This window comes from Anabaena sp. PCC 7108 (genome assembly GCF_000332135.1).
Taxonomy (GTDB): domain Bacteria; phylum Cyanobacteriota; class Cyanobacteriia; order Cyanobacteriales; family Nostocaceae; genus Anabaena.
The window spans coordinates 1-24,690 of record NZ_KB235896.1 but is presented as its reverse complement, the minus strand read 5'-3'; the positions used below and the strand labels follow the sequence as shown (position 1 = coordinate 24,690).

At 37.7% G+C, this 24,690-nt stretch carries 22 protein-coding genes; 14 read left to right on the top strand and 8 right to left on the bottom strand.

All coding sequences use genetic code 11. The annotated features are described in order from the left end of the window. Positions 1-8 precede the first annotated feature (8 nt). Together ANA7108_RS0100850 and ANA7108_RS0100845 are read right to left on the bottom strand one after the other, a co-directional pair. A complete protein-coding gene (locus tag ANA7108_RS0100850; protein WP_016948860.1) occupies positions 9-1,055 on the bottom strand; it encodes a DUF1611 domain-containing protein in 1,047 nt (348 codons plus the stop codon). Beyond that, a complete protein-coding gene (locus ANA7108_RS0100845; protein WP_016948859.1) occupies positions 1,039-2,091 on the bottom strand; it encodes a dipeptide epimerase in 1,053 nt (350 codons plus the stop codon). The genes ANA7108_RS0100850 and ANA7108_RS0100845 overlap by 17 nt, the downstream gene beginning before the upstream one ends. Before the next feature lie 207 nt (positions 2,092-2,298). Between ANA7108_RS0100845 and ANA7108_RS0100840 the strand changes: the two genes are divergently transcribed. The 5 genes from ANA7108_RS0100840 to ANA7108_RS0100820 all read left to right on the top strand — a co-directional run bounded on the left by ANA7108_RS0100840 (position 2,299) and on the right by ANA7108_RS0100820 (position 7,560). After that, the gene (locus tag ANA7108_RS0100840; RefSeq protein ID WP_016948858.1) at positions 2,299-3,444 is read left to right on the top strand and encodes an ATP/GTP-binding protein; all 1,146 of its coding nucleotides are present in this window, start codon (positions 2,299-2,301) and stop codon (positions 3,442-3,444) included. Positions 3,445-3,446: 2 nt separating this feature from the next. Then, complete coding sequence (locus tag ANA7108_RS0100835; RefSeq protein WP_016948857.1) at positions 3,447-4,097, top strand: DUF3226 domain-containing protein; 651 nt, start codon at positions 3,447-3,449, stop codon at positions 4,095-4,097. Between the two features lie 88 nt (positions 4,098-4,185). Then, entirely contained in the window at positions 4,186-6,696 is a 2,511-nt protein-coding gene (locus tag ANA7108_RS0100830) for a U32 family peptidase (RefSeq protein WP_016948856.1), read from the top strand. A gap of 121 nt (positions 6,697-6,817) precedes the next feature. Next, positions 6,818-7,264 (top strand): KGK domain-containing protein, encoded by a 447-nt coding sequence (locus ANA7108_RS0100825; RefSeq protein ID WP_016948855.1) that lies wholly within the window; start codon positions 6,818-6,820, stop codon positions 7,262-7,264. Between the two features lie 50 nt (positions 7,265-7,314). Further along, positions 7,315-7,560, top strand: a complete 246-nt coding sequence (locus ANA7108_RS0100820; RefSeq protein WP_016948854.1) for an HNH endonuclease — start codon at positions 7,315-7,317, stop codon at positions 7,558-7,560. On the opposite strand, the gene ANA7108_RS0100815 is transcribed toward ANA7108_RS0100820, so the two are convergent. After that, positions 7,557-9,002, bottom strand: coding sequence for a glycoside hydrolase family 13 protein (locus ANA7108_RS0100815; RefSeq protein WP_016948853.1), 1,446 nt, complete (start codon positions 9,000-9,002; stop codon positions 7,557-7,559). The genes ANA7108_RS0100820 and ANA7108_RS0100815 overlap by 4 nt on opposite strands. 316 nt (positions 9,003-9,318) lie before the next feature. Here ANA7108_RS0100815 and ANA7108_RS0100810 point away from each other — a divergent pair, with 316 nt between their 5' ends. The 3 genes from ANA7108_RS0100810 (at position 9,319) to ANA7108_RS0100800 (ending at position 12,350) form a co-directional block, all read left to right on the top strand. Beyond that, positions 9,319-10,608: a glucose-1-phosphate adenylyltransferase gene (locus tag ANA7108_RS0100810; RefSeq protein ID WP_016948852.1), complete on the top strand. Its 1,290-nt coding sequence runs from the start codon at positions 9,319-9,321 to the stop codon at positions 10,606-10,608. Between the two features lie 62 nt (positions 10,609-10,670). Further along, positions 10,671-11,189, top strand: coding sequence for an AAA family ATPase (locus ANA7108_RS0100805; protein ID WP_016948851.1), 519 nt, complete (start codon positions 10,671-10,673; stop codon positions 11,187-11,189). Positions 11,190-11,360: 171 nt separating this feature from the next. After that, on the top strand, positions 11,361-12,350 hold the full coding sequence (locus ANA7108_RS0100800; protein WP_016948850.1) for a DnaJ C-terminal domain-containing protein: 990 nt from the start codon (positions 11,361-11,363) through the stop codon (positions 12,348-12,350). 83 nt (positions 12,351-12,433) lie between these two features. On the opposite strand, the gene ANA7108_RS0100795 is transcribed toward ANA7108_RS0100800, so the two are convergent. From ANA7108_RS0100795 to psb28, 3 genes are all read right to left on the bottom strand, one after another. Next, a complete protein-coding gene (locus ANA7108_RS0100795) occupies positions 12,434-13,090 on the bottom strand; it encodes a glutathione S-transferase family protein (RefSeq protein ID WP_016948849.1) in 657 nt (218 codons plus the stop codon). Between the two features lie 488 nt (positions 13,091-13,578). Further along, positions 13,579-14,103: a molybdenum cofactor biosynthesis protein B gene (locus tag ANA7108_RS0100790; RefSeq protein ID WP_016948848.1), complete on the bottom strand. Its 525-nt coding sequence runs from the start codon at positions 14,101-14,103 to the stop codon at positions 13,579-13,581. A gap of 95 nt (positions 14,104-14,198) precedes the next feature. Beyond that, on the bottom strand, positions 14,199-14,534 hold the full coding sequence (gene psb28, locus ANA7108_RS0100785; protein WP_016948847.1) for a photosystem II reaction center protein Psb28: 336 nt from the start codon (positions 14,532-14,534) through the stop codon (positions 14,199-14,201). 68 nt (positions 14,535-14,602) lie between these two features. Between psb28 and ANA7108_RS0100780 the strand changes: the two genes are divergently transcribed. Further along, positions 14,603-16,369: an alkaline phosphatase gene (locus ANA7108_RS0100780; RefSeq protein ID WP_016948846.1), complete on the top strand. Its 1,767-nt coding sequence runs from the start codon at positions 14,603-14,605 to the stop codon at positions 16,367-16,369. A gap of 146 nt (positions 16,370-16,515) precedes the next feature. On the opposite strand, the gene ANA7108_RS0100775 is transcribed toward ANA7108_RS0100780, so the two are convergent. Continuing rightward, entirely contained in the window at positions 16,516-17,658 is a 1,143-nt protein-coding gene (locus ANA7108_RS0100775) for a GTP-binding protein (protein ID WP_016948845.1), read from the bottom strand. Positions 17,659-17,731: 73 nt separating this feature from the next. After that, entirely contained in the window at positions 17,732-18,349 is a 618-nt protein-coding gene (locus tag ANA7108_RS0100770; protein WP_016948844.1) for a Uma2 family endonuclease, read from the bottom strand. 175 nt (positions 18,350-18,524) lie between these two features. Between ANA7108_RS0100770 and cysS the strand changes: the two genes are divergently transcribed. From cysS to ANA7108_RS0100745, 5 genes are all read left to right on the top strand, one after another. Beyond that, positions 18,525-19,991, top strand: a complete 1,467-nt coding sequence (gene cysS, locus ANA7108_RS0100765; protein WP_026103910.1) for a cysteine--tRNA ligase — start codon at positions 18,525-18,527, stop codon at positions 19,989-19,991. 56 nt (positions 19,992-20,047) lie between these two features. Beyond that, a complete protein-coding gene (locus ANA7108_RS0100760) occupies positions 20,048-20,413 on the top strand; it encodes a four helix bundle protein (RefSeq protein ID WP_016948842.1) in 366 nt (121 codons plus the stop codon). Between the two features lie 36 nt (positions 20,414-20,449). Continuing rightward, complete coding sequence (locus ANA7108_RS0100755; RefSeq protein WP_016948841.1) at positions 20,450-21,886, top strand: TldD/PmbA family protein; 1,437 nt, start codon at positions 20,450-20,452, stop codon at positions 21,884-21,886. Positions 21,887-21,971: 85 nt separating this feature from the next. Continuing rightward, positions 21,972-22,715 carry a Uma2 family endonuclease gene (locus tag ANA7108_RS0100750; protein WP_016948840.1) on the top strand — a complete coding sequence of 248 codons (744 nt, stop codon included), beginning with the start codon at positions 21,972-21,974 and terminating at the stop codon, positions 22,713-22,715. 3 nt (positions 22,716-22,718) lie between these two features. After that, the gene (locus tag ANA7108_RS0100745) at positions 22,719-24,068 is read left to right on the top strand and encodes a TldD/PmbA family protein (RefSeq protein ID WP_016948839.1); all 1,350 of its coding nucleotides are present in this window, start codon (positions 22,719-22,721) and stop codon (positions 24,066-24,068) included. Positions 24,069-24,690 lie beyond the last annotated feature (622 nt).

Genomic DNA, 24,690 nt, shown 5'->3' with positions numbered 1-24,690 from the left:
TGAGGGGTTTAATTCCGCATCACTGCATCTAATAAAACTCCAGCATTAAAACGCACAGGGTCTGTGCAAGGTAGACCAGTTTCAGCTATAGTTTGAGCGATCGCATCCTTAGACCCAGATTCATCTAAATATCTAGTATTCAAAGCTATTCCCACCACAGGAACTTTAGCAAAAGCACCCCCCGCACTAGCCACTATTTCATACATCCGAATTACTTCTGGTAAAGGTGGAATTGGCACATGAGGATTATTGCGATTATGAGTTTGTCCGGCTTGATGAACTAGTATTAAATGGGTTGGTTGAGAACCTCGAATTAACGGTAAAGTGGCTGTTGAACCAGGGTGTAATAGAGAACCTTGTCCTTCAATTTGCAGAATATCGTAGTGTTTACCAAACCGCATCACTAGTTGTTCTACAGCACCCGCAGCAAAGTCCACGCGGACAGCATCCAAAGCGACACCATCACCTTCTAACATTAACCCAGTTTGACCAGTTGCCAAAAACTTAGAACGCCAACCTCGCAATTTTGCAGCCCAATGTAATTCTAAGCTAGTGGACATTTTGCCAATAGCCATATCCGTACCCACCGTCAATACCCGACGACAGGGAAGACTCCGTGCTAACCCTGAAGCTACATCTAAATTAGCTGGTTCTTTTCGCACATCCCAAATGATCTGTCCTGGTTTTAGTAGAGCATTTAAATCCGGGATATTAGCTAGAGGTGTGTGTAAACCATTCACCAAAGACATTCCTGCTTTTAGAGCATCTTTAATGTCAGGCCAGTAATTATCTGGGACTAAACCACCTTTGGGAGCGATACCAATTACCAGCACTTCTGGATTGTACTGCAACGCTGCGGTTAAAGATGCTACAATCGGCACATCACGCTTGATACCTGTTAATTCTGGTAAAGATTTACCAACAGATTCCCGATCTATGACTGCCACAACTGGGGCTTCACTGTAGCGTAAAATTGATAACCCCGTTTTACCATTAGTTCCACTCAGTCCTTCATGCAGTAAAATTGCTGTTCTTTGATTAAGCGGCAAACGCACTATATTGTACCCCCAAACCAGGTAAATCGTTCGGCAAAATTCGTCCTTCTTTGACTAATGCACCCGTAAATGGGTCATCAATTAAGTTCAGGTGACTATCTAAATCTAAATAATCAGCTAGGGGTGCAAGCTGTGATGCTGCTGTATTTGCCAAAGTACTATCAGAATAACAGCCAAACATCACTTTTAAATCATGCGCCTTTGCTGTATGTACCATTCCCATGGCTTCACTTAATCCACCAGATTTCATCAATTTGATATTAATTCCATCTACATAATTGGCTAATTCGGGAATATCTGCGCTAGTAAAGCAACTTTCATCGACAAAGATGGGTAAAGGTGAATGCTCCTTGAGCGTGGCTAAGTGTGTTTCCTGTCCACGTGGTAATGGCTGTTCTATATATTTTATACCCAAATCAGCTAACCAAAGAGACATGGCGATCGCATCTGCTAAACTCCAACCACCGTTAGCATCTACAAATAACTCTTTTCCGGTAATTTCTTCACGCACAGCTAATAGCATTTGTCTATCGGCATTTATTCCTTCGGTCGATCCTAACTTGACTTTGAACAAACCAACATCCATAAATTGTAACCAGTCTCGCGCTCTAGCCGCTGCACCTGCTGGGGAATTAATGCCAATTGTCACCGAAGTGGGGACTATAGCATCTCGATTTAACCCCCAAATTTGCCACAGAGGTAAGTTTACACTCTTACCCATCCAATCATACAGCGCCATATCTAAAGCCGCCCTCACAGCCGATGGAACTCGCTTTTGAGTTAATAATTCTTCAATTTCCTGCCTTTGCCAAGGGTGGAATTTTTGCAATATTGGTGTAATTTGCAGCAAACTTTCTTGGATAGTATCAGTAGATTGCCGATGATTACCAACACCAAAGGGTGATGCTTCTCCCCAACCTGCAATTCCATCTTCGGAAATTTGCACCCATACATTTGTCGTCTGTGCCGTTGTTCCTCGACTAATTGTTAAGGGAAACCGCTTGTTAACAGTAAATATTTTGACATTAATTTGCATAAATATACTATTTTACCGAGTTAGGGCAAGAAAACAGTTTAGTTCCTGATTGTAGATTATTTAGGGTATCTATTATACTTTTTTACATTTTACTATCTAATTTTTTATACAACTATTGATAATTTTCTATTTTTGCTAGAGTAGGAGGTGTCAGCAGTGCTGATATGAATAACAGTTCTTGCTCTGTTGTCTCTAGTTAGGAAAGTTATGTTGAAGAGCGTAAAAATAGAGAATTTTCGAGGTTTCAAATCTTTTGAACTTCAGCAGCTTGGTAGAATTAATCTGCTTGTTGGTGACAATAATAGCGGAAAAACATCAATACTGGAAGCTATTCAACTTTTATGTTCAGGTACTAATCTTGAACCACTTGGTGAGATAATGATTAACCGAGGTGAGTATTTGTGGAGTGATGATGGTAAAGGAGAGCGTCAACTTGATATTCGTCACCTTTTTTATGGTCATGAGATAGAACCTGGGAGCAAACTTTCTATATCAGTTATTAACGACAATACTCAGGAAAAATTTGATATATTGATAGCCATGCTTCGTGCAAATAATACCAGCTATGGTTATGATGAAACTAATATTTCCGAAAAACAAGTTAGTTCAAATGATGAATTTTTTGATGATTTAAAGAAACTTGGCTTTATTGTTACATGGATACGAGATGAGCAACCATCAGAGAAATTACCATTATATATATCACCTGACGGTGGACTTCCTATAGACTCTATTATGATGTTCCGTCATAGGAAAAGTTTAAGTGCAAGTAGAACACCAAAAACGCAATTTATTAAATCATCTTCTTTAAAAACTGAGGAAATGATTGAGCTATTTGATCAGTTAGTATTAACCCCTAAAGAAAAAATTGTAGAGGAGGCACTTCAGAGAATAGACTCTAAAATTCAACGTATTGCTCCAGTTAGTTCTCAAAAATTAAGATATTCCTTAGATTCGCGGGGTGGTTTTCTTGTGCTTCTTTCTGATGGTAAGCGTGTACCAATTGGTAGTATGGGAGATGGAATTTGGAGGATTTTAGGACTTACATTGTCTACCGTATGCGCTAAAGATGGTTATTTATTTGTAGATGAAATAGATACAGGACTTCATTTTACTGCTATGTCCGATATGTGGAAAATGATTTGGGATACAGCGAAAAAATTAAATGTACAAGTTTTTGCAACTACACATAATAGTGATTGTTGGAAAAGTTTAGCTGATATCGCAGAACAAGAAGATGCAACTGATGATGGTATTAGAATTCATAGAATTGAAAAAGGTAAAGAAAAAAGTATAGTTTTTACTGAAAAGCAAATTGCCATTGCTGCTGAAAGAGAACTTGAGGTACGTTAGCAATGGCAAAACATTATAACCCCAAGAAGTTGTTAGTTGAAGGTCAAGATGATTTACGAGTTATACCAGAATTAATTGAAAAAAATGGAATTACTTGGGGTGAAAAGAAAGAAGAATCAATTATATCAATTCAAGAATGTGGAGGTTATGAAAACATTACTGCTGATCTTATATATACAGAATTACAAACTGGAAGATGCACACATTTAGGTTTAATGGTAGATGCAGATGATGATGCGTCTTTACGTTGGCAAAGTATCAGAAATGCTTGTGTGTCAAATATTCCTAATCTTCCTGAAGAAATACCAGAAACAGGATTAATTATTAACACACCAGATGATAAGAAATTTGGTGTTTGGCTTATGCCAGATAACATCATAGAAGGGATGTTAGAAACTTTTTTAGGTTATATGATTCCAGAACAAGGAGAAGAACTTTGGGTATATGCACAGGAGGTAGCAAAAGAGGCAAAAAATAAAGGAGCAACATTTAAAGAATCTTATATTGATAAAGCGGAAATTTACACTTGGTTAGCATGGCAAGATGAACCAGGGAGACAAATACATCAAGCTATCAAGTACAATATTTTAAATCCACAAACTCCCAAAGTGCAAGGATTTATAAATTGGTTTAAGAATTTATACGACTTATAATTTTGTAATATTTTCAATAAGCAAACCCCCCCATCTTCAAAAAAACTTAGATACAATCTATAAACTCACATCACTCAGACTAAAGCAAATGACAAGCATCTCCACACCTATCCTCAAACTCCCCGAACTCTTAGCACCTGCGGGTAATTGGGAATGCGCGAAAGCCGCAGTAGAAAATGGTGCAGATGCAATTTACTTTGGTTTAGATAAGTTTAACGCCAGAATGCGGGCTGAGAATTTCACAGAAGCAGATTTACCTGAATTAATGGAATTTCTGCACCTACGCGGAGTCAAAGGTTACGTCACCCTGAATACCCTGATTTTCCCCCAGGAACTGACGGAAGCACAGCAATACCTCAAAACCATCATTTCTGCGGGTGTTGATGCTGTCATCGTTCAAGATGTAGGAATTTGTCGGCTGATTCGTCATCTTTCCCCAGACTTTCCTATTCACGCTTCAACACAGATGACTATTACCAGTGCTGCGGGGGTAGAATTTGCAAAATCTCTCGGTTGTCAATTGGTAGTTTTAGCGCGGGAATGTTCGATTACAGAAATTAATAAAATTCAACAACAAATTACCCAAAAGAATACTTCTTTACCTTTAGAAGTTTTCGTCCACGGTGCTTTGTGCGTCGCGTATTCTGGACAATGTTTAACGAGTGAAGCATTAGGAGGACGTTCTGCAAATCGGGGAGAATGCGCTCAAGCTTGCCGAATGCCTTATGATTTAATTGCAGATGGAGAAATTGTCAATTTAGATAATCGCAAATATTTACTTAGTCCTCAAGATTTAGCCGGGTTGGAAGTATTACCTGAATTAGTAAAATCTGGAGTTACTTGTTTAAAAATAGAAGGACGTTTGAAAGCACCAGAATATGTTGCTAACGTTACCCAAGTTTATCGAAAAGCATTAGATAGAATAGCAACAATTAATATCGAGACTTTGCATTCAAAATCTCTACAAAAGGTATTTGATGGGAGAAAAGACCAATATAATTTAGAAATGGCATTTTCTCGCGGACTCTACACAGGTTGGTTTGAGGGAATTAATAATCAAGAACTGGTTCACGCGAGATTTGGAAAAAAACGCGGTGTTTATTTAGGAGAAGTTACCCGCATTTACAATGAACAAATTACCGTGAAACTGGAAGCACCAGTTAAACCAGGGGACGGGATTGTTTTTGATTGTGGACATCCAGAAACCAAGGAAGAAGGGGGAAGAATATATGCAGTTATCCAAAAAGGTAAAGACGCAATATTAAGTTTTGGCAAAAATAATTTGAACTTTCGACGGATAAATATAGGTGATAAAGTTTGGAAGACAAATGATCCAGAACTAGATAAACAAATCCGTCAAAGTTATGCTGGAGAAAATCCACATTTTCCTAAACCTATTAATATAGAGGTATATGGGGAAATTGGCGATAAATTAATTGCTATCGCTCGTGATGAATTTGGTAATATAGTTCAAGTAGAATCAGAAATATTGGTTGTAGAAGCACACACCAAACCTCTGACTACAGAAAGGATAAAAGAACAATTTGGACGTTTAGGAAATACTCCTTTCTATTTAGACAATTTCATTAATCATCTCAACGGTAATATCATGTTACCCGTGAGTGAATTAAACCGAATGCGTCGGGAAATAGTCTCTCAATTAGAAGAATTAAGGAAGAAACCCAAATTTTGGCAATTAAATCATCATGCAAAATGGCAAGATTTAATTACTTCTAAATCTACACCTATTCCAGCTTTACCTTCTCTGATTGTTTTAGTTAGAAATATCAAACAACTAAAAGCAGCATTAACAGCAGATATCAAAACAGTTTATTGTGAATTTGAAAATCCTCGCAATTATCAAGAAGCAGTAAAAATAGTGCGGGAATGTAAAGAAGATGTCAGCATCTTTGTAGCACCACCTCGGATAACTAAATCTGGAGAAACCTGGATTTTAAAACAAGTTCGCGCTGCGAATGCTGATGGTTATTTAATCAGAAATTATGACCAATTAGAATATTTTGCTGATGAAAGATGTGTGGCTGACTTTTCCTTAAATATTGCTAATCCTTTAACAGCAGATTACTTTGAACAACGCTTTAATTTAGAACGATTAACAGCATCTTACGACCTAAATATTAACCAACTTGAAGATTTAATTACAAATTTCCCAGCACAAAATTTTGAAGTGACAATACATCAACATATACCAATGTTTCATATGGAACATTGCGTGTTTTGCGCTTTCCTCTCTACAGGAACAGATTACACCAATTGTGGTAGACCTTGTGAAAAACAAGAAGTCAAAATTAAAGATAGAGTAGGTAGTGAACACATCCTTAAAGCAGATTCAGGATGTCGAAATACAGTATATAACGGCACTGCACAAACTGGTGCAGAATATGTACAAAGATTAATAAGTTTGGGTTTACAACATTTGAGAATTGAATTTCTCAACGAAACACCAGAACAAGTGATCAAAACAATAGATTATTATCAACAACTTTTGCAAGGAGAAATCACAGGTTCTCAAATTTGGAGAGAGTTGAAATTGCAAAATCAATTGGGTGTAACTCGTGGTTCTATGAGGGTGATGTAGCTAAATTAATTGGTGAAGAAGAAGTATAATATTTTAGGTGAATTCAGGGTTTTCAGTGTTCACCTAATTTTATGGTTTCGCGCAAAGTCGCAAAGAAGCAAAGACGCAAAGGAAGAAAGATATGGAAGATAAGTTTAAGTTTATTAGTTGTAGTGAGGATGATGCAATCTCTTGTGGTGCTGCAATGTTTAAGATCCAGAAATTAAAGGAAAAAATCAAGAACTTATTCAATAAAAAAAAATTAGGAGAGGACTTAACAAACTTGTTCAAAAGTGAAAATTTAAATTTAAATATCCCTGCAATAAATAGACAACATATAGGCAAGAAAGGAGTGATAACTGGCAGTCTGGATAGAATCCTTTATGAAAAATGGTTTGATGAAGGAATACCATGTGAAATACTCAAATTGCGTTCTGGAGGATGGCAAAAAGGAAAAGTCAGAATTAATCTTGAGGTATCTCTAGAATTTTGTCCTGACGAACGAGAACTTGAACAAATAACAGAAATTGAAGAACCAGAATCACCACTTGATGATTTACGACGTATGATAAATGATGCTACATCATAACTCTTACCTTTGCGACTTTGCCCCTTTGCGACTTTGCGCGAAACAAAAACATGAATAAAACTCCACGAATCCCCATACCCCCAGAAGTCAGAACCTACGTTTTCCAAAGGGATAAATATCAATGTCAAAGCTGCGGTAAAATCTCTGGAGAAACTCATCTCAGCATTGATCATATTATCCCTTTATCTCGTGGTGGTAAAAACGATATTAGTAATTTACAAACTCTCTGCTTAACTTGTAATCAGCAAAAAACAGATAAAATAGACAATCGTTTCCACCGACATTTCGACATTTAACCCAAAATGCAACCAGTACGCGCAGGAATAGTTAAACCAAGATTTTTACTATTCCACTCAATTTCTCCATTACCAAATAAAACTTGATGCGGTTGAGTTTGTAAACTGCTACAATCTACGTTAGCTGTTGCAGTTTCTGTACCCGCATTCACAGCAATAATTAATTCCTCAGTTTCTAAAGTTCTGGCAAAGATATATAATTCTCCTTGTGCATAAAGAATTTGATATTTACCAATTCGCAAAGCTGGATATTGATGACGCAGAGAAATTAATTGTTTGTGAAGATCAAGAATTTCTAAATTCCAATTTTCTGTTAACGGAAAACCACGACGAGAATCGGGATCTAATCCACCAGGTAAACCAACTTCATCACCATAATATATACTTGGCGCACCAGGAAAAGTCAATAACAGTAAAGTTGCTAATTCCATACTTGCAATATCACCACCTGCAATGGTAATTAATCTGGCTGTATCATGACTTGCTAATAAATTAAGTTGTGTTAGCTGAATTTCCCAAGGATAAAGTTTTAATAAATCTTCTATTTTTTCGGCGTAGTCAGCAGCAAATAATGGTGGATGGGTTTTATAATCCCGTCCTTTTACTTGTTCTAAGTCTACACGATCACCTGCGGTAAAGGCAATAGTCGGACCAGTAAATAAATAATTCATTACCCCATCAAATTGGTTTCCATCTAACCATTGACGGGAATCTGTCCATACTTCTCCGACAATATAAGCATCGGGATTTATGGCTTTTACTCTTTCTCTAAATTCTTGCCAAAACCCAGGAGTTTTGATTTCAAAAGGTACATCTAATCGCCAACCATCAATACCGAATTTAAGCCAATATTCGGCAATTTCCATAATGTATTCGCGCACATCTGGGTTATCATGGTTAAATACTGGTAAAGAGCGAATTCCTGCCCAACTTTCGTAGTTAGCAGGTGCATCACCTGTATATGGTGCAAGCGGCCAACCTTCGATTTTAAACCAATCTACCCAAGGTGAATGTGGTCCATTTTCTAAGATGTCGTGAAAAAAGAATATACCCCGACTCGCATGATTAAAAACGCCATCGAGAACTATTTTAATATTGCGTTGATGGGCTGCATCTAGCAATTCTTTAAAGGCTTCATTTCCTCCCAATATTGGATCAACTTGATAGTAATCATGGGTGTGATAGCGGTGATTACAAGCTGATTGAAAGATGGGTGTAAAGTAAATGGCGTTAATTCCTAAACTTTGAATATAGTCTAATTGTTCTAAAATTCCCCATAAATCTCCACCTTTATAACCTTGGAGTGTGGGTTTTGCATCCCAATTTTCCCATTTTGCATTATTTAATAATCGTTTATGTGGTTGTTGGCTTTTAGCGAATCTGTCGGGGAAGATTTGGTAGAAAACTGCGTGTTTTACCCAGTCTGGGGTGTGAATTTGCATAAGTTGCGTTCTGAGTATGATGTATTAGTGCCATTTTAGTAAGTGTAGAGTTTTTTAACGCAGAGGTTAGCGCGGAGGTACGCAGAGTTTTTATGATTCGAGGTTTTTTTCTGTTAACTAGTCTTTAAGATTGGGTTAAAGTGCGATCGCACTTAATTCTCTCCATTCCCCCCATCATTAATACATCAGTTCTATTTTGCGTACTTAACCCCCTTCTCAAAAATTCCTCCCCAAGATTCTTTGATCCCCCCTTATCAGCTGCCACATACAGTCCTAAACTGTAGGTGAGAGTTGAAAGGCAGTTCGGAGAAATTTTGTGAAAAAAGTCTTAGCAATCATTCTTGGTGGGGGTGCGGGTACTCGACTTTATCCGCTAACCAAACTCCGTGCTAAACCAGCAGTACCAGTTGCTGGGAAGTACCGCTTAATAGATATCCCTGTTAGCAACTGTATCAATTCAGAAATCTTTAAAATCTACGTTCTCACTCAATTTAACTCTGCTTCTCTGAATCGTCACATTGCCCGTGCTTACAACTTTAGTGGGTTTAGTGATGGTTTTGTGGAAGTGTTAGCCGCACAACAAACCCCAGAAAACCCCAACTGGTTCCAAGGTACGGCTGATGCTGTACGTCAGTATATCTGGATGTTGCAAGATTGGGATGTAGATGAATTTCTGATTCTTTCCGGTGATCATCTGTACCGCATGGATTACCGTCTGTTTATCCAGCGCCACAGAGATACAAATGCTGATATTACCCTTTCTGTCATTCCCATAGACAATCGCCGTGCGTCGGATTTTGGCTTGATGAAAATCGATGACTCTGGTAGGGTGATTGACTTTAGCGAAAAACCCAAAGGTGACGCTTTAGCTAATATGCGGGTTGATACTACTGTTCTAGGGTTAACTAAAGAACAGGCTGAATTACAACCCTACATCGCCTCGATGGGGATTTATGTCTTTAAAAAAGATGTTTTGATCAAGTTGCTGAAAGAGTCTTTAGAACGGACTGATTTTGGTAAAGAAATTATTCCTGATGCAGCTAAAGATCACAACGTTCAAGCCTACTTATTTGATGACTATTGGGAAGACATTGGGACTATCGAAGCTTTTTATGAAGCCAATTTAGCCCTGACTCGACAACCACTACCGCCCTTTAGTTTCTACGACGAAAAAGCGCCAATTTATACTCGCGCTCGGTATTTACCTCCATCGAAACTGCTAAATTGCCAAATCACAGAATCAATGATTGGTGACGGTTGCATTTTGAAAAATTGCCGGATTCAGCATTCAGTTTTGGGAGTGCGATCGCGCATTGAGTCTGGCTGTGTGATTGAAGAATCCCTACTCATGGGTGCAGATTATTACCAACCCTCTGTAGAACGCCAATGTAGCCTAGAAGTAGGTGATATCCCCGTAGGCATTGGTACAGACACGATCATTCGTCGTGCCATTATTGATAAAAATGCCAGCATCGGTCATGATGTGAAAATTATCAATAAAGACAATGTGCAAGAAGCCGAACGAGAAAGTCAAGGCTTCTACATTCGCAGTGGGATTGTCGTTGTACTGAAAAACGCCGTAATTCAGGATGGAACTATCATCTAAAAGTACTGAGTGCTGAGTTATGAGTCATGAGTTATGAGTAATCAGTTATGAGTAATTGAGTTATGGATCAAACTTCTAATTATTCTTCACTCCTAACTACTCACTCAACACTCCCAAATTTGCACTCAGAACTCATCTTACTGATTGGTCTTCCTGGTAGCGGTAAGTCAACGTTAGCAAAACAATTACTCACAGAAAGCCCCCAGATGCAGCTAATTTCTACAGATGCTATCAGGGGGCAACTCTTTGGTTCAGAAGCGACTCAAGGGGCATGGCTGTTGATTTGGAGAGAAATACAGCGGCAATTTCAACAAGCTATAGGGGCAGATAGAGGGGTAATTTTTGATGCTACCAACGCCAAACGATGCGATCGCCGTAAACTCATTATCCAAGCCCGTAATTTGGGTTTTACTCACATTACTGGAATTTGGGTGAAAACCCCAGTTTGGCTATGTTTAGCACGCAATCAAAGGCGGATTCGCCAGGTTCCCGACGAAATTATTTTGCGAATGCATCGCCAACTCCGGGATTCTCCCCCCAGCATAGAAGAAGGAGTAGACAAGTTAATTTTTTGGACTTAAAGCTAAGGAGTACGGGAATTGCCCTGGCAGTATGAGCGACAACCTCACTTGATTTTTGATATTCTTTGCTAATTTAATATCATAATCCTGTTCCCAGAGATTATCTGGTCAACAGTAAATGTCTTATCTTAGAAAAAAAACATAACCTAAATTTATATAGGAGGCTGGTAGATGGCTGCAACTGACTTTAAGGACTATTACGCAATTTTAGGAATCAGTAAGACTGCCACTCCAGAAGAAATTAAACAAGCTTTCCGTAAACTTGCCCGCAAGTTTCACCCTGATGTCAACCCAGGAAATAAACAAGCAGAGGCAAGCTTCAAAGAGGTTAACGAAGCTTACGAAGTTCTATCAGACCCAGATAAGCGGAAAAAATACGACCAATTCGGGCAATACTGGAAACAGGCTGGTGAAGGTTTCCCCAGTGGCGGTGCTGGGGTTGATATGAATGGTTTTGACTTCAGTCAATATGGCAGTTTTAATGACTTTTTAAATGAATTATTTGGTGCTGCTGGCCCTCGCAGTGGACGACAAAGTTATTCTTATCGCACTTCCACCGGTAGACCTAGTGGTGGTGTGGGCGGTTTTAATGATTTTGGGTTTCCCGATGCTGGTGTAGGTGCTGCCCAAGATACGGAAGCGGTGATTAAGTTAACCTTTGCAGAAGCATTTGCTGGAGTTCAAAAACGTTTTAACTTGGGTAACGAAACTATTGATGTCCGTATTCCCGCTGGTGCTAAATCTGGTACTCGTCTCCGAGTGCGGGGGAAAGGTCAATTAAACCCTATGACTCAACAACGGGGAGATTTATATTTAAAGGTGGAATTACAACCTCATTCTTTTTTCCAAATTGAGGGTGATAATCTAGTTTGTGAAGTGCTAATTACACCAGATGAAGCTACATTAGGTGCGGCTATTGATGTACCTACACCCGATGGTAATGTTAATGTTAAGTTGCCGGCAGGTGTGCGTTCTGGTCAATCTCTGCGCTTACGTGGTAAGGGTTGGCCTCTAGCTAAAGGTGGACGTGGTGATCAGTTTGTCAAAGTAGCGATCGCTCCTCCAAAAGACCTTAGCCCACAGGAGAGGGAGTATTATGAAAAAATCCGCGCTATCCGTACCTACAATCCCCGCAGTCATTTGGCGCAAGTTAAATTATAACTATTTCCCAACAACAAGATACCCGAATTTTTTGATAATTCGGGAATCCCAACCTGCTATTCGCTTTACTAAACTTACTATCGTTAACCCATTCTTTTGATTAACAAGTTGTGATAAGTTTGCAACATCTCTGGTGTCGCTTGGGTACTTTGCCATGATGGACGTGCAACTATGCGATCGCACCAAGCACTCAATTTGGGATATTCATCAAAGGATATACCCGCTTTCAGCAGCCAAGGTATGATAGTTCCCGCTACAACATCGGCTAAAGTTAAGTTATCACTGCCAAAGTATGGACGATCATCAAGCAGATTCTCAAAAAATTTCAATCCTGTACTAATTTTTATCTTCGCTTGTTCAATTGCTTCTGCATTTTTTCCTCCTGGTAAATCGAACATTACTGACAACATCGGCTGGCTGGCTGGTAATATTTCATTGACACTAATATTTTGCACCATTCGCACAATCGCTAAATCTTTAGCATCTTTTGGTAACATTGGCGGGGTTGGATATTTAGCTTCTAAATAATCCAAAATTGCCAAGGATTCCACCATCTTAAAACCCTCATCTACTAAAACTGGAATATGATGGAAAGGGTTAATCGCTAAAAATTCTGGTTTAAACTGTTCTTCATTAATCAGTTTAACTTCTACGAGTTCAAATTCTAATCCTTTTTCTATTAGTGTAATCCAAACTCGCCGTGGGTTTACATGAATTGGTGAGTAATAAAGTGTTAACATGAAAAAAATTCCATCTGTAAATATGATTGCTGATTATACATTTTTTTAGTCATAAATAATACTGAATCCTATCAGGAAACTTTACTTAATCGCCCAAGAATTAAGGGTAAATAGTTAACCCGGATTTCCTCGTTTTTTCGTTTTAGGGAACTCTTAACAGAGAACAGTGAATAAATTGGTGTGTACTTCATTAGACTGGGAAACGCTATATATCATATAGGAATAATATTTGATTTATGAAAAGATACGTAGGGTGCGTCAGACTCCATAAATTCTATTAATAAACAGATTTGTAATATCTGACGCACCCTACAATACCTAATTTTTTTCAAAAATCAAATATGACTTCTATAGGACTTACGCAAGTGTCACACTAAAAATCAGTTGTAGGGTGCTTTACTACTGCATAAATCCTGCAAATAAACAGATTGTTGATATCTGAAGCACCCTACCAATGTGCCAGTTGCGTAAGTCCTGTATCAAAATATTTAAACAACTCTCTGCCTCCTGGTATCATCTAATTGAGTGACTAAATGAACAAGTTCAGGTAAGATCAGTTTTTCCATTCCGAGTAGTACTGCAGTACTGGAACCAGGAAGAGAGAAGATCAGTTTATTTTGATAAATACCAGCTACAGCACGAGATGCGATCGCACGGGAACCAATTTGTTGATAACTTAAAAAGCGGAATAACTCACCAAATCCCGGTAAAGTCTTTGCTAACAGCTTTTCTATAGCGTCGTAGGTGGTATCTCTAGGTGCAATTCCTGTCCCACCATTGAAAATCAAAGCATCTACATTGCTAGTTTTACCCAGCAATTCTATCTGTGCTTGAATCTGTGCTGGTTCATCTTTGATAATTGCGTAGACTCCGACAGCATGATTAGCAGTCAAAAGTAATTGTTTAATTAGTTGACCACTCTGATCCGTTTCCGTGGTACGGGTATCGCTGACAGTAATAACAGCACAAGTTACCGTTATTTTCGCTGAATCGGGGTGTGGTTGAAGATTCATAGATATTTAAATTAAATTAATTTAAATTAAATTGAATTTTAGCCAATGACCAAGGACTAATGACCAATGACCAATGACTAATGGCTAATGACTACTTAGGATTTACTCAATCCTAGACCGTTTTCTTGGGCATAACGATCCATAAAGCGCATAAATCGCTCCCATTCTGCGGGGGTTTTCATCAGGTAAACGGCTTCTAACGCTTCTGGTCTACCGTTGACAAATTTACCCTTAACTTCGCGGGTGATTATTTCACCTTCTTCGTCAATCATGTACATCCCCGTGATTTCTTCAGTATTACCTTGACCTAAAATCTGAGGATTGGTAAAAATAAATGTTGCTGTACCTTGATCACCACTGCGCGATCGCGTCAAGCGTACCTCTGGAATTACTTCTTCGTCAACGCCTTTAGAAAACTGAATTTTTGCCATGATGAATGAATTTTAAGTTTTGTGATCATTATGTAATATTCTCTCATCATAGAGGAGGCATTTTACCTATGGTAGTTAAATCTAGTCCACAATTTCGATTAACGGTCAGTTTATTGGCTGGAATCTTCACCCTGATCATGATTGTAGCCGGAGCTATTGCTTCTAATTCCGCCCCAGCGATAAATTTAACCAATACCAAGAACGTAATTCTCATGATTGGGGATGGTATGGGTTGGGAAATGGCTCGCGCTGCGGCTGTTGCTAAAGGATATAATTACAAATCTGGGAAAGGAGAAGGACTCAGCTTCCAAAGCCTGGAGAATTACGCCCTAGCTACAACCTATGGTACAACTATTGCTCCTGGTAATGGCGTTTTCAGTACCAGCAACTCTGCATTAACTAACTCTATCTCTATTACAGGTGGTAGTCCGATTTTACCAGGTTTCAAATTCCAACCCAAATTTAACCCAGGAAATAAACCATCTGGTGGTACAGAAAATCTCAGTGCTGATGCTGTTGGTAACTTAGTCGGTTATGATCCTGTGCGTGGGGGGATAAATCCTTGGACACCTGGAAATGACCCTGAATACATCAAGCACAGTTATCCTGATTCAGCCAACACAGCTACTACTCTTTATACCGGAGTTAAAAGCTATAACAACGCTATTTCCGTAGATATATTTGAAAAACCACTAGAAACAATTCTCAAAACTGCGGCTGATGCTGGTAAATCTACAGGGATTGTCACTTCTGTACCGATTGATCATGCTACTCCTGGTGCAGCAGCAGCTAACGTTAATCGTCGCAATAAATATGATGCTGATTTTCCCAGTTTGGACAATATCTTACAGCAGGAACTCCGCATTTATCAACCTACTGTGATTTTAGGTGGTGGTCATCCCCTTACAGGTGCTGGTAGTGAATCTTTACCAACGGGAGTAGAACCACCGACAAAGTTTGAATATATTACGAAATCAACCTACGCAGAATTGAGCAAAAACCCCAATCGCAACCGCTACGATTATACATTTTTAGAAAGGGGTCAAGATGCTGCGGCTAAATTAGCCATGACTGCGAGTCAGTTAGATCCAAATCAGAAACAGCGCTTGTTAGGATTATATGGAGCCAGGGGACAAGAGGGAAATCTCCCTGTGAGTACCGCTAATGGAGACTACAGCAATACAGGATTGAGTATCTTTTCTCTGTTTAGTTCTCAAGGACAAAAACCCGATACAGTTCGTCCGCTGCTTCCTGGAGAAACAGATAAATCATTTATTGCTAGAGAAATTAATGAAAATCCCACTCTCCAGGATTTAACAAAAGCCGCTTTAGAAGTTTTATCTAAAGACAAAGATGGATTTTGGTTAATGGTAGAAGGTGGTGATATTGATTGGTCTGCTCATGATGATAACCTAGATAATTTGATTGGAACAGTTTTAGATTTTGATAAAGCTGTCCAAACTACAATTGACTGGATTAAAAATAACGGTGGTTGGGAAAATAACCTGCTGATTGTCACCGCAGATCATGATCATTACCTAACTTTAAATCCCAATTTCGAGCAACTTTTAAAATTAAAAGGTGCAGAAGCTTTAACGGCTGAATCTGACCCTGAGAAAGCAGGTCATTTTTGGGGTTCTAATTCTCAATTTAAATATGGTTGGGGAAATCATGCAAACCGACCAGTTCCTGTTTACTATCAAGGTAAAGGTGCAGACGTTTTAACTAATTCTATTGGGAAGGGTTTTCAGAGTTATGGTTTTGATGTTCCTGGTATTCAGGGTTTAGTAGACCAAATCCATATTTATCAAACTCAACGTGCAGCAATTAAATGAGTAATACCAATTCTATATGAGGTTACACCAACCGCATAAATAAAATTTTAAATTTTTAGATGTTGGGTTTCCTTGTGTCAAACGCCATTCGCCACAAGCCGGGGAACCCGTCCAAGGCGATGGCTCCCCAACCTACTGTCTATTTACTATTTCCCAAAACCTTTACCTCTACTAGTAGAAGGAAGACAAATACAGTTTTCTATCTGCTTGAGTAAAGTTTCACTATCTAGATTTTGACCAATTAGCACTAACTGATTTTTCTTTTCACCTTTCCACTCATCATCATCAATGGTAAAGCGTTTACCGCAGAGGTGGAAAATGTGACGTTGGGGACTTTCATCAAACCACATAATACCCTTAGCGCGGAAGACATTTGTCGGTAGTTGGTTATCTAGAAAATATTGAAACTTTCTAATAGAAAAAGGTTTTTCACTTTGGAAAGATATGGATACAAAACCATCATTTTCTAAGTGGTCGGAATGATGGTGATGATGTTCATGATCATGATCATGATGGTCATGTTCACAGTTAGAATGATCGTGATCATCGTGATCTTCATGATGGTCGTGACCACAGGTAGAATGATCATGATGATCATGATGTTCGTGTTCTTCTTCGTCTTCTTCTGAATCAAAATATTTATCAGATTCAAACAAACCAACACTGAGAATTAAAGGAAGTGGAACTTGTGATTTTGTAGTTCTAATAATTCTTGATCCTTCCTTAACATCATTAATCTTTCTTTCTAATTCTGTTAAAGTAGTTTCATCAACCAAATCTGTCTTATTAAGAATAATTACATCACCATAAGTAATTTGACTTAAAGCTGCTTGGGAATTAAATAAATCCAAGCTATAATTTGCGGCATCAACTACGGTGATAATGGAATCTAACCGGGTTAAATCTCGTAATTCTGAACCCAAAAATGTCATGGCTACAGGTAAAGGATCTGCTAAACCTGTGGTTTCTACAACTAGATAATCTAGCTTTTCTTCTCTTTCTAAAACTTTGTAAACCGCATCTACTAAGTCATTATTAATGGTGCAGCAAATACAACCATTACTTAATTCCACCATATTTTCATCGGTAGCAACAACTAATTCGTTATCAATACCAATTTCGCCAAATTCGTTGACTAAAACAGCGGTTTTCACTCCTTGCTGATTAGTTAAAATATGATTGAGTAAAGTTGTTTTACCACTTCCCAGGAAGCCTGTAATAATTGTTACTGGCAATCCTTGTTTGGGAGCTTCCATTGTTTGAGATTCAGAACTAACTGTTGTTTGCATGGTGATGAAGTAGGCTATTGATGTATTTTATATTTTATCTTGATTTTAGCTACTCGGCATTACAGTAACATATTTACATACCAGCTTGAAAAATCTGGTTAGCAGTAAGGGTAAGTTGTGGAAAAGTTGGTGATGCTACAGTTTCATTTTCTCTAAATTGACTAACTCGATATTCTCCATTGATTAAATGATAGATAGAAATAGTTGGTTGTTTGGGATTTCCTATATAGGGAGTTCCACCTAAACCTAAATAATCAACTATCCAATATTCAGCAATACCAATTTCTTCATAATCTTTAACTTTAGTTAAATAATCAACACGCCAATTTGTACTCACAACTTCAATAATTAAAGGTATTGATGCAGCTTGAGAAACGGTAGCTTGTTTTTCCCATAAAAATTCATTGATTAAATTATCACGATTTAAAACTAAAACATCTGGTGAATAAGCAGATTCATTATTTGTCGGTTTAACTAAAACAGTTTTAGATATACCGTAAGGCAACCCTAACCGTTTATATTCTGAGAAGATGATGTCATTCAGAAAAATGATAATCCATTCATGAAAACCTAAAGGTTGATTCATTTCAATAATTACTCCATTATGTAATTCATATCTTTTATTTTCTGGTTTCCATTCCACAAACTCTGTAAAAGTTACTGGTTTAGTTTTGGGTAAAGCTTGAATCATAATTTACCAACCTCTGCTGATTGCATTACATGATATTACTGGGAATTATTGGGAGAACTACATCAGATATCATAGATGATGAGAGCGATCGCTCTTAATTCAGTTTCACTTACCTATCCGATTACTCGCAACTTACGTTATCATTGCTGATCGTTAGATGCCTTATTCCTCTATTATGACCCTATCTATTTACAATACTCTCACCCGTCGTCAAGAACCATTTACCACCGTCGATCCTGGGAAGGTAAAGATGTATTATTGCGGTGTGACGGTTTACGACTATTGCCATTTGGGTCATGCTAGAGCTTGTATTGTTTGGGATGTAGTGCGTCGCTATCTTGAGTTTATCGGTTATGATGTGCGCTATATCCAAAATTTTACGGATGTTGATGATAAGATTCTTAACCGCGCACGGTTAGAAAATTCGACGATGGAAGCGGTATCAGAACGCTTTATTAAGGCATATTTTGAAGATATGGCACGTTTGGGAATTAAAGAAGCTGATGAATATCCCCGTGCAACCCATACCATGAACGGTATTAAAAGATTAATTCATGATTTAGAACAAAAAGGTTTTGCTTATCCATCTGATGGTGATGTTTATTATGCGGTGCGAAAGTTTGATGGATATGGCAAACTTTCAGGACGAAAATTAGATGATATGCAAGCTGGTGCAAGCGAAAGAGTAAATGTAGAAGATCCAGAATATCAAAAAAAGAAAGATCCCTTTGATTTTGCTTTGTGGAAAGCTGCAAAACCATCCGAACCTGCGTGGGACTCACCTTGGGGAAAAGGTCGTCCCGGATGGCATATAGAATGTTCAGCAATGGTGCGCGATCGCTTGGGTGATACCATTGACATTCATGCTGGTGGTGCTGACTTAATTTTCCCACATCATGAAAATGAAATTGCCCAATCTGAAGCAGTCACTGGTAAGCCTTTAGCTAATTATTGGTTACACAACGGTATGGTCAAAGTAGATGGTGAAAAAATGTCCAAATCCTTGGGTAATTTTATCACTATTCGGGAATTGCTAGATCGAGGTGTAGACCCAATGGCCGTAAGGTTATTTGTGATGATGGCACAATATCGTAAACCCATAGACTTTACCGATGAAGCAATTTTAGCAGCAACAAACGGCTGGCATACAATTAAAGAAGGATTACTTTTTGGTTATCAACATCGTAAAAAATTAGGCTGGGACGAATCTAATTTAATCCAAAATCCAAAATCTAAAATCCAAAATTCCCAGATTGAGAGATTTAAAGAAGCCGTTAATGATGACTTTAATTTTCCTGGTGGGTTAGTAATAATTTTTGAATTAGCCAAAGAACTAAATCGGGAAAGAAATATTATTGTACATCAAGGAAAAACAGAAACCCCAGCCAATGAATTACTTCAAAAATGGCAAACTCTAACTACATTAGCAGATGTTTTAGGTTTAACAACCAAACCAGAAATAGAAACTCCTAAACCAGATAGTATAAGCGATGTAGAAATTGAAGAATTAATTCAACGCAGACAAGAAGCGAGAAAAGCCAAAAACTTCGCCGAATCAGATCGTATTCGTGATGAACTATTAATAAAAAGCATCACCTTAATAGACAGCAAAGAAGGAACACGCTGGCAAAGAAAAAATTAAAAATTAAAAATTAAAAATTAAAAAGAAAAAAAACAGGAGGTGATTATTAATTTACCATGAGCAATTATCAACCAATCACTGATAGAACACTTGAGCTTGCTATTCGTGTAGTCAAACTTTGTCAGGAATTAGATAAACACCCTGGAGTTGCAAAAACAATATCTAAACAATTACTTCGTTCTGGTACATCCATTGGTGCAAACGTTGATGAATCACAAGCAGCAGAGAGTACAGCAGATTTTGTTCACAAATTAAAAATTGCTTTAAAAGAAGGACGAGAAACTAGATATTGGTTAAAATTGCTCATGGCTACTGATATAATACCCGAAGCAAAATTACTACCGATTTATGGTGAACTTAATGAAGTCATAAAGATAATTGGTGCTATCATTGTCAAAACACAAAAAAATCATCAAAAGTGATTTTTAATTTTTAAGTTTTAATTTTTAATTGAAGCTATGTGGAAACAACTAACAACAGCCATTTCCGATTTAAACATTCCAGCAGACTGGGTAGGAATTAGAGCCGTAAAAACCACTTCAACCCATCATTCCGTGCGTGATGGTTTACCCCAAAGTAATGGTAAAACATTAGATATAGGAGCAATGATAGAAGTTATAGTTGATGGTTGTTTAGGATATGCAGCCACCAACTCATTAGATATTTCCAGCTTAGAAAACGCTGCAAAAATTGCCTATAAACAAGCAATTGCAGCCAGTAAATGGTGGATATATCCGGTTAGTGAAAGTACACGTCCCAAAGTTGTAGGAGAATATAAATCACCATTTTTAGAACCATTAGATGCTACTAATCCAGGAGAAATAAACAATTTACTAATTCGGATTTGTCAAAAGCTGAAAATCAACGATAAAATCATTCAAACCACAGCTAGAGTTCGCACACAGCAAAAAGAAACCTGGTTTGTGAGTAGTAATGGTTCTGAAGTATATCAAAATATTCTTTCCCTTGGTAATCATTTTAGTGCAATAGCTAAAGATGGAGAAATCGTTCAAAGACGCACTAATAACGGTGAAGAAGCGAACTATTATCAAGGTAGTTGGGAACTTTTCCAAGAAGATAATTTATGGCATCAAGTTCAAAAGGTTGGTGAACAGGTATTAGAATTATTAACAGCAGAAGAATGTCCAAATACCCGCACTACTTTAGTTTTAGCACCAGACCAAATGATGCTACAAATTCATGAAAGTATCGGACATCCTTTAGAAATTGACCGCATTTTAGGAGATGAACGCAACTATGCTGGAGGTAGCTTTGTTAGCAAAAATGATTTTGGTAAACTAGAATATGGTTCACCCCTCATGAATATCACCTTTGATCCTACAGTAGCAGGTGAATTTTCTAGTTATGGTTTTGATGACACTGGTGCAGTAGCCACCAAAGAATATATTATTAAAAAAGGCATTTTACAACGAGGTTTAGGTAGCTTAGAAAGTCAAGCTAGAGCAGATTTAACCGGTGTTGCTTGTGCGCGGGCTTGTTCCTGGAATCGTCCCCCGATAGACAGAATGGCTAACTTAAATTTAGAACCAGGAAATGCCACTTTTGAGGAAATTATATCAGGAATAGAACATGGTATTTACATGGAATCTAACCGTTCTTGGTCAATAGATGATCAACGTTATAAATTTCAATTTGGTTGTGAATATGCCAAATTAATTGAAAACGGTAAACTGACCAAAACCCTTCGTAACCCTAACTATCGCGCTACCACACCAGAATTTTGGCACAGTTTAATTCAAGTTGGTAATAATTCCAGTTGGCAAATGTATGGTACACCATATTGCGGTAAAGGAGAACCAAATCAAGCTATTTTTGTAGGTCATGGTTCACCAGTTTGTGGATTTGCTAATATTGAAGTCTTTGGTGGTGGTTAATAAAATTTTTCCTGCCTTCTTCCTAACTCCTGACTTCTCCTATTAATGCTACAATCAACAAATAACTACTTGATGCCATATCAATATGATCATTGCTCAAGAATTAGAATCACAACCAGACATCTCCCCAGATGTAATATTTCCTCCTAGTGATTTATATAGTGATGAACCGACCGTCGAAACAGAACTGCATCTACGACAAATAATTTTACTTTTCAAATGTCTAGAATGGTTGTGGAAAGATAGAACTGATTTCTATGCTGCGGGAAATCTGACTATTTATTATAGTCCTCACCAAAAGAAATCAGAATTTTTCCGCGGTCCTGATTTTTTTGTTGTTTTGGGAACAGAACGCAAAACCCCTAAAAGTTGGGTAGTGTGGGAAGAAGATGGTAAATATCCTAATTTTATTTTAGAAATTCTTTCACCGAGTACAGCTAATACTGATAGAGAATATAAAAAAGAACTTTATCAAAATACTTTCCGCACACCGGATTATTTTTGGTTTGACCCTTATACCTTAGAATTTGCAGGTTTTTATTTAACAAATGGAAAATATCAACCTTTAGAACCCAATGAAAAAGGTCATTTATGGAGTCAACAGCTAGGTTTATATTTAGGAGTTTATGAGGGTTTGTTAAGGTATTTTACCCCAGGAGGAGAGTTAGTACCCACACCAGAAGAAAGCGCAGCAGAGGAAACTAGAAAAACAGCAATACAAACACGAAGAGCTGAACAAGAAACAGAAAGAGCAGAATTTGCAGCAAGAAAAGCAGAACGTTTAGCGGCAAAATTGCGAGAATTAAATATTGACACAGATACAATTTAAACAATGAAAATTACAGAATTATCAACCTTAGAAAAAACTTTTAATCAAATTGTGGAAACTCTGCTAATTAAAAAAGCAGAAAATGAACATTTTACGGTGAGACTCAGCAGCGAAAGTAGTCAATTTACCCGCTTTAATTGTGCGAAAGTTAGACAAACAGGTTATGTTAATGATGGTTCGATTCAACTGACATTAATAGCAAATGAACGCAGTAGTTTTCGTCAGTTTCCCTTGACTGGGAATTGGGACATAGATTGGCAATTAGCATACACGGCTTTAGAGGAATTACGGGAAGATTTGACTATATTACCTATTGATCCTTATTTAGTTTTACCTACCGGAAATAATGCAAGTAGAGAAGTAAATATAGGCAAATTATTAGTACCAGAAAATGTTATTAATAACATTTTAGAATCAGTTGCTGATTTAGATTTTACTGGAATGTATGCTGGGGGAATTGTCATCAGAGCTTATGGCGATTCTAGCGGACAAAAACACTGGTTTGCTACTGATTCTTTCACCTTAGACTATTCTTTGTTTATAGAATCAGGACAAGCTGTTAAAGGGACTTTTGCCGGCAGCAATTGGGATGAATCTGCTTATCTAGCTAAAATAAATGATGGCAAAAACCAATTAGCAATGCTGTCTCGTCCAGTTAAAGAATTACCAAAAGGACAATATAAAACCTATTTTGCTCCAGCTGCGGTGGCTGATTTATTGGGTATGCTTTCTTGGGGTGCTATTAGTGAAGCAGATATTCAACAAGGTAATAGTGCTTTAGCTGTTTTATCACGTCAAGAAAAACAACTTTCACCAAAATTTAATTTGCAAGAAAACTTTCAATTAGGTTTAGTTCCCAGATTTAATGAATTAGGAGAAATGGCCGCACCGGAATTATCTCTAATAGAAAAAGGAGTTTTGAGAAATACTCTAGTTAATTCTCGTACAGCCAAAGAATATAATAAAATTGCTAATGGTGCTAATGCTTCAGAAACCTTACGTTCTCCAGAAATAACCCCAGGTAATTTGGCATTTGAGCAGATTTTACAAAGTTTAGATACAGGGTTATATGTTGCTAATTTACATTATTTAAATTGGAGCGATCGCCCTAGTGGTAGAATTACAGGTATGACTCGCTATGCCTGTTTTTGGGTAGAAAATGGTGAAATTGTCGCCCCCATTGCCAACCTGCGTTTTGATGAAAGTCTCTATCGCTTTTGGGGTGCAGAAAATTTAGTAGATTTAACCAACTTTCAAGAATTTATTCCTGAAGTCGGAACCTATGAAAGTCGGCAATTAGGAGGGACATTAGTTCCTGGGATGTTGGTAAAAAACTTCACTTATACTTTGTAAAAATATTTGCCAAAAATGCTGATTAATTCCAGACAATATAAATTGTGTGAAAATAGCCATACATAATTACAAAAAAAGGGAACAGGGAACAGGGAACAGATAAGAAACTTTAGTTCTGAGTTTAAAGCTCAGTCAAAAAAAGGATGTTTTTACAAGGAGAGTGACACGAAAAAAACAGTGTCATTATTTCAATCTCATGTTTTTAAACATGAGTTTTTCCTGTTAAGAGTTGCTTCCTGTTCCCTCTGAAATAATATTATATCCTCGCTAATTCACGATGCTCTAAAATATAGCGTTTCCTAGTCTAGTGAAGTACAAAATCATCTGCGTTTATCTGCGTCCATCTGCGTCCATCTGCGTTTAATTATTACAGCTTGTACCTCACTTCAATAGTAATTGCTATATAAAGCAACTCCGAATGTAGCGCGGCGCATGGTTTGGTTACTCAAAGTCACATGATTTAGTTAGCCAATCCATCTGTCGCGTTTGTCAAACCATATGACGCTGCCCATCCCTAAATCGCATTTAAAACCTGACTGTAAAATTTCAGCCTTGCACATTCCTTCTTAAGCAGCTAATCCATGATTAGTATTCACAATCATCATGGAAATAGCTCACGTAG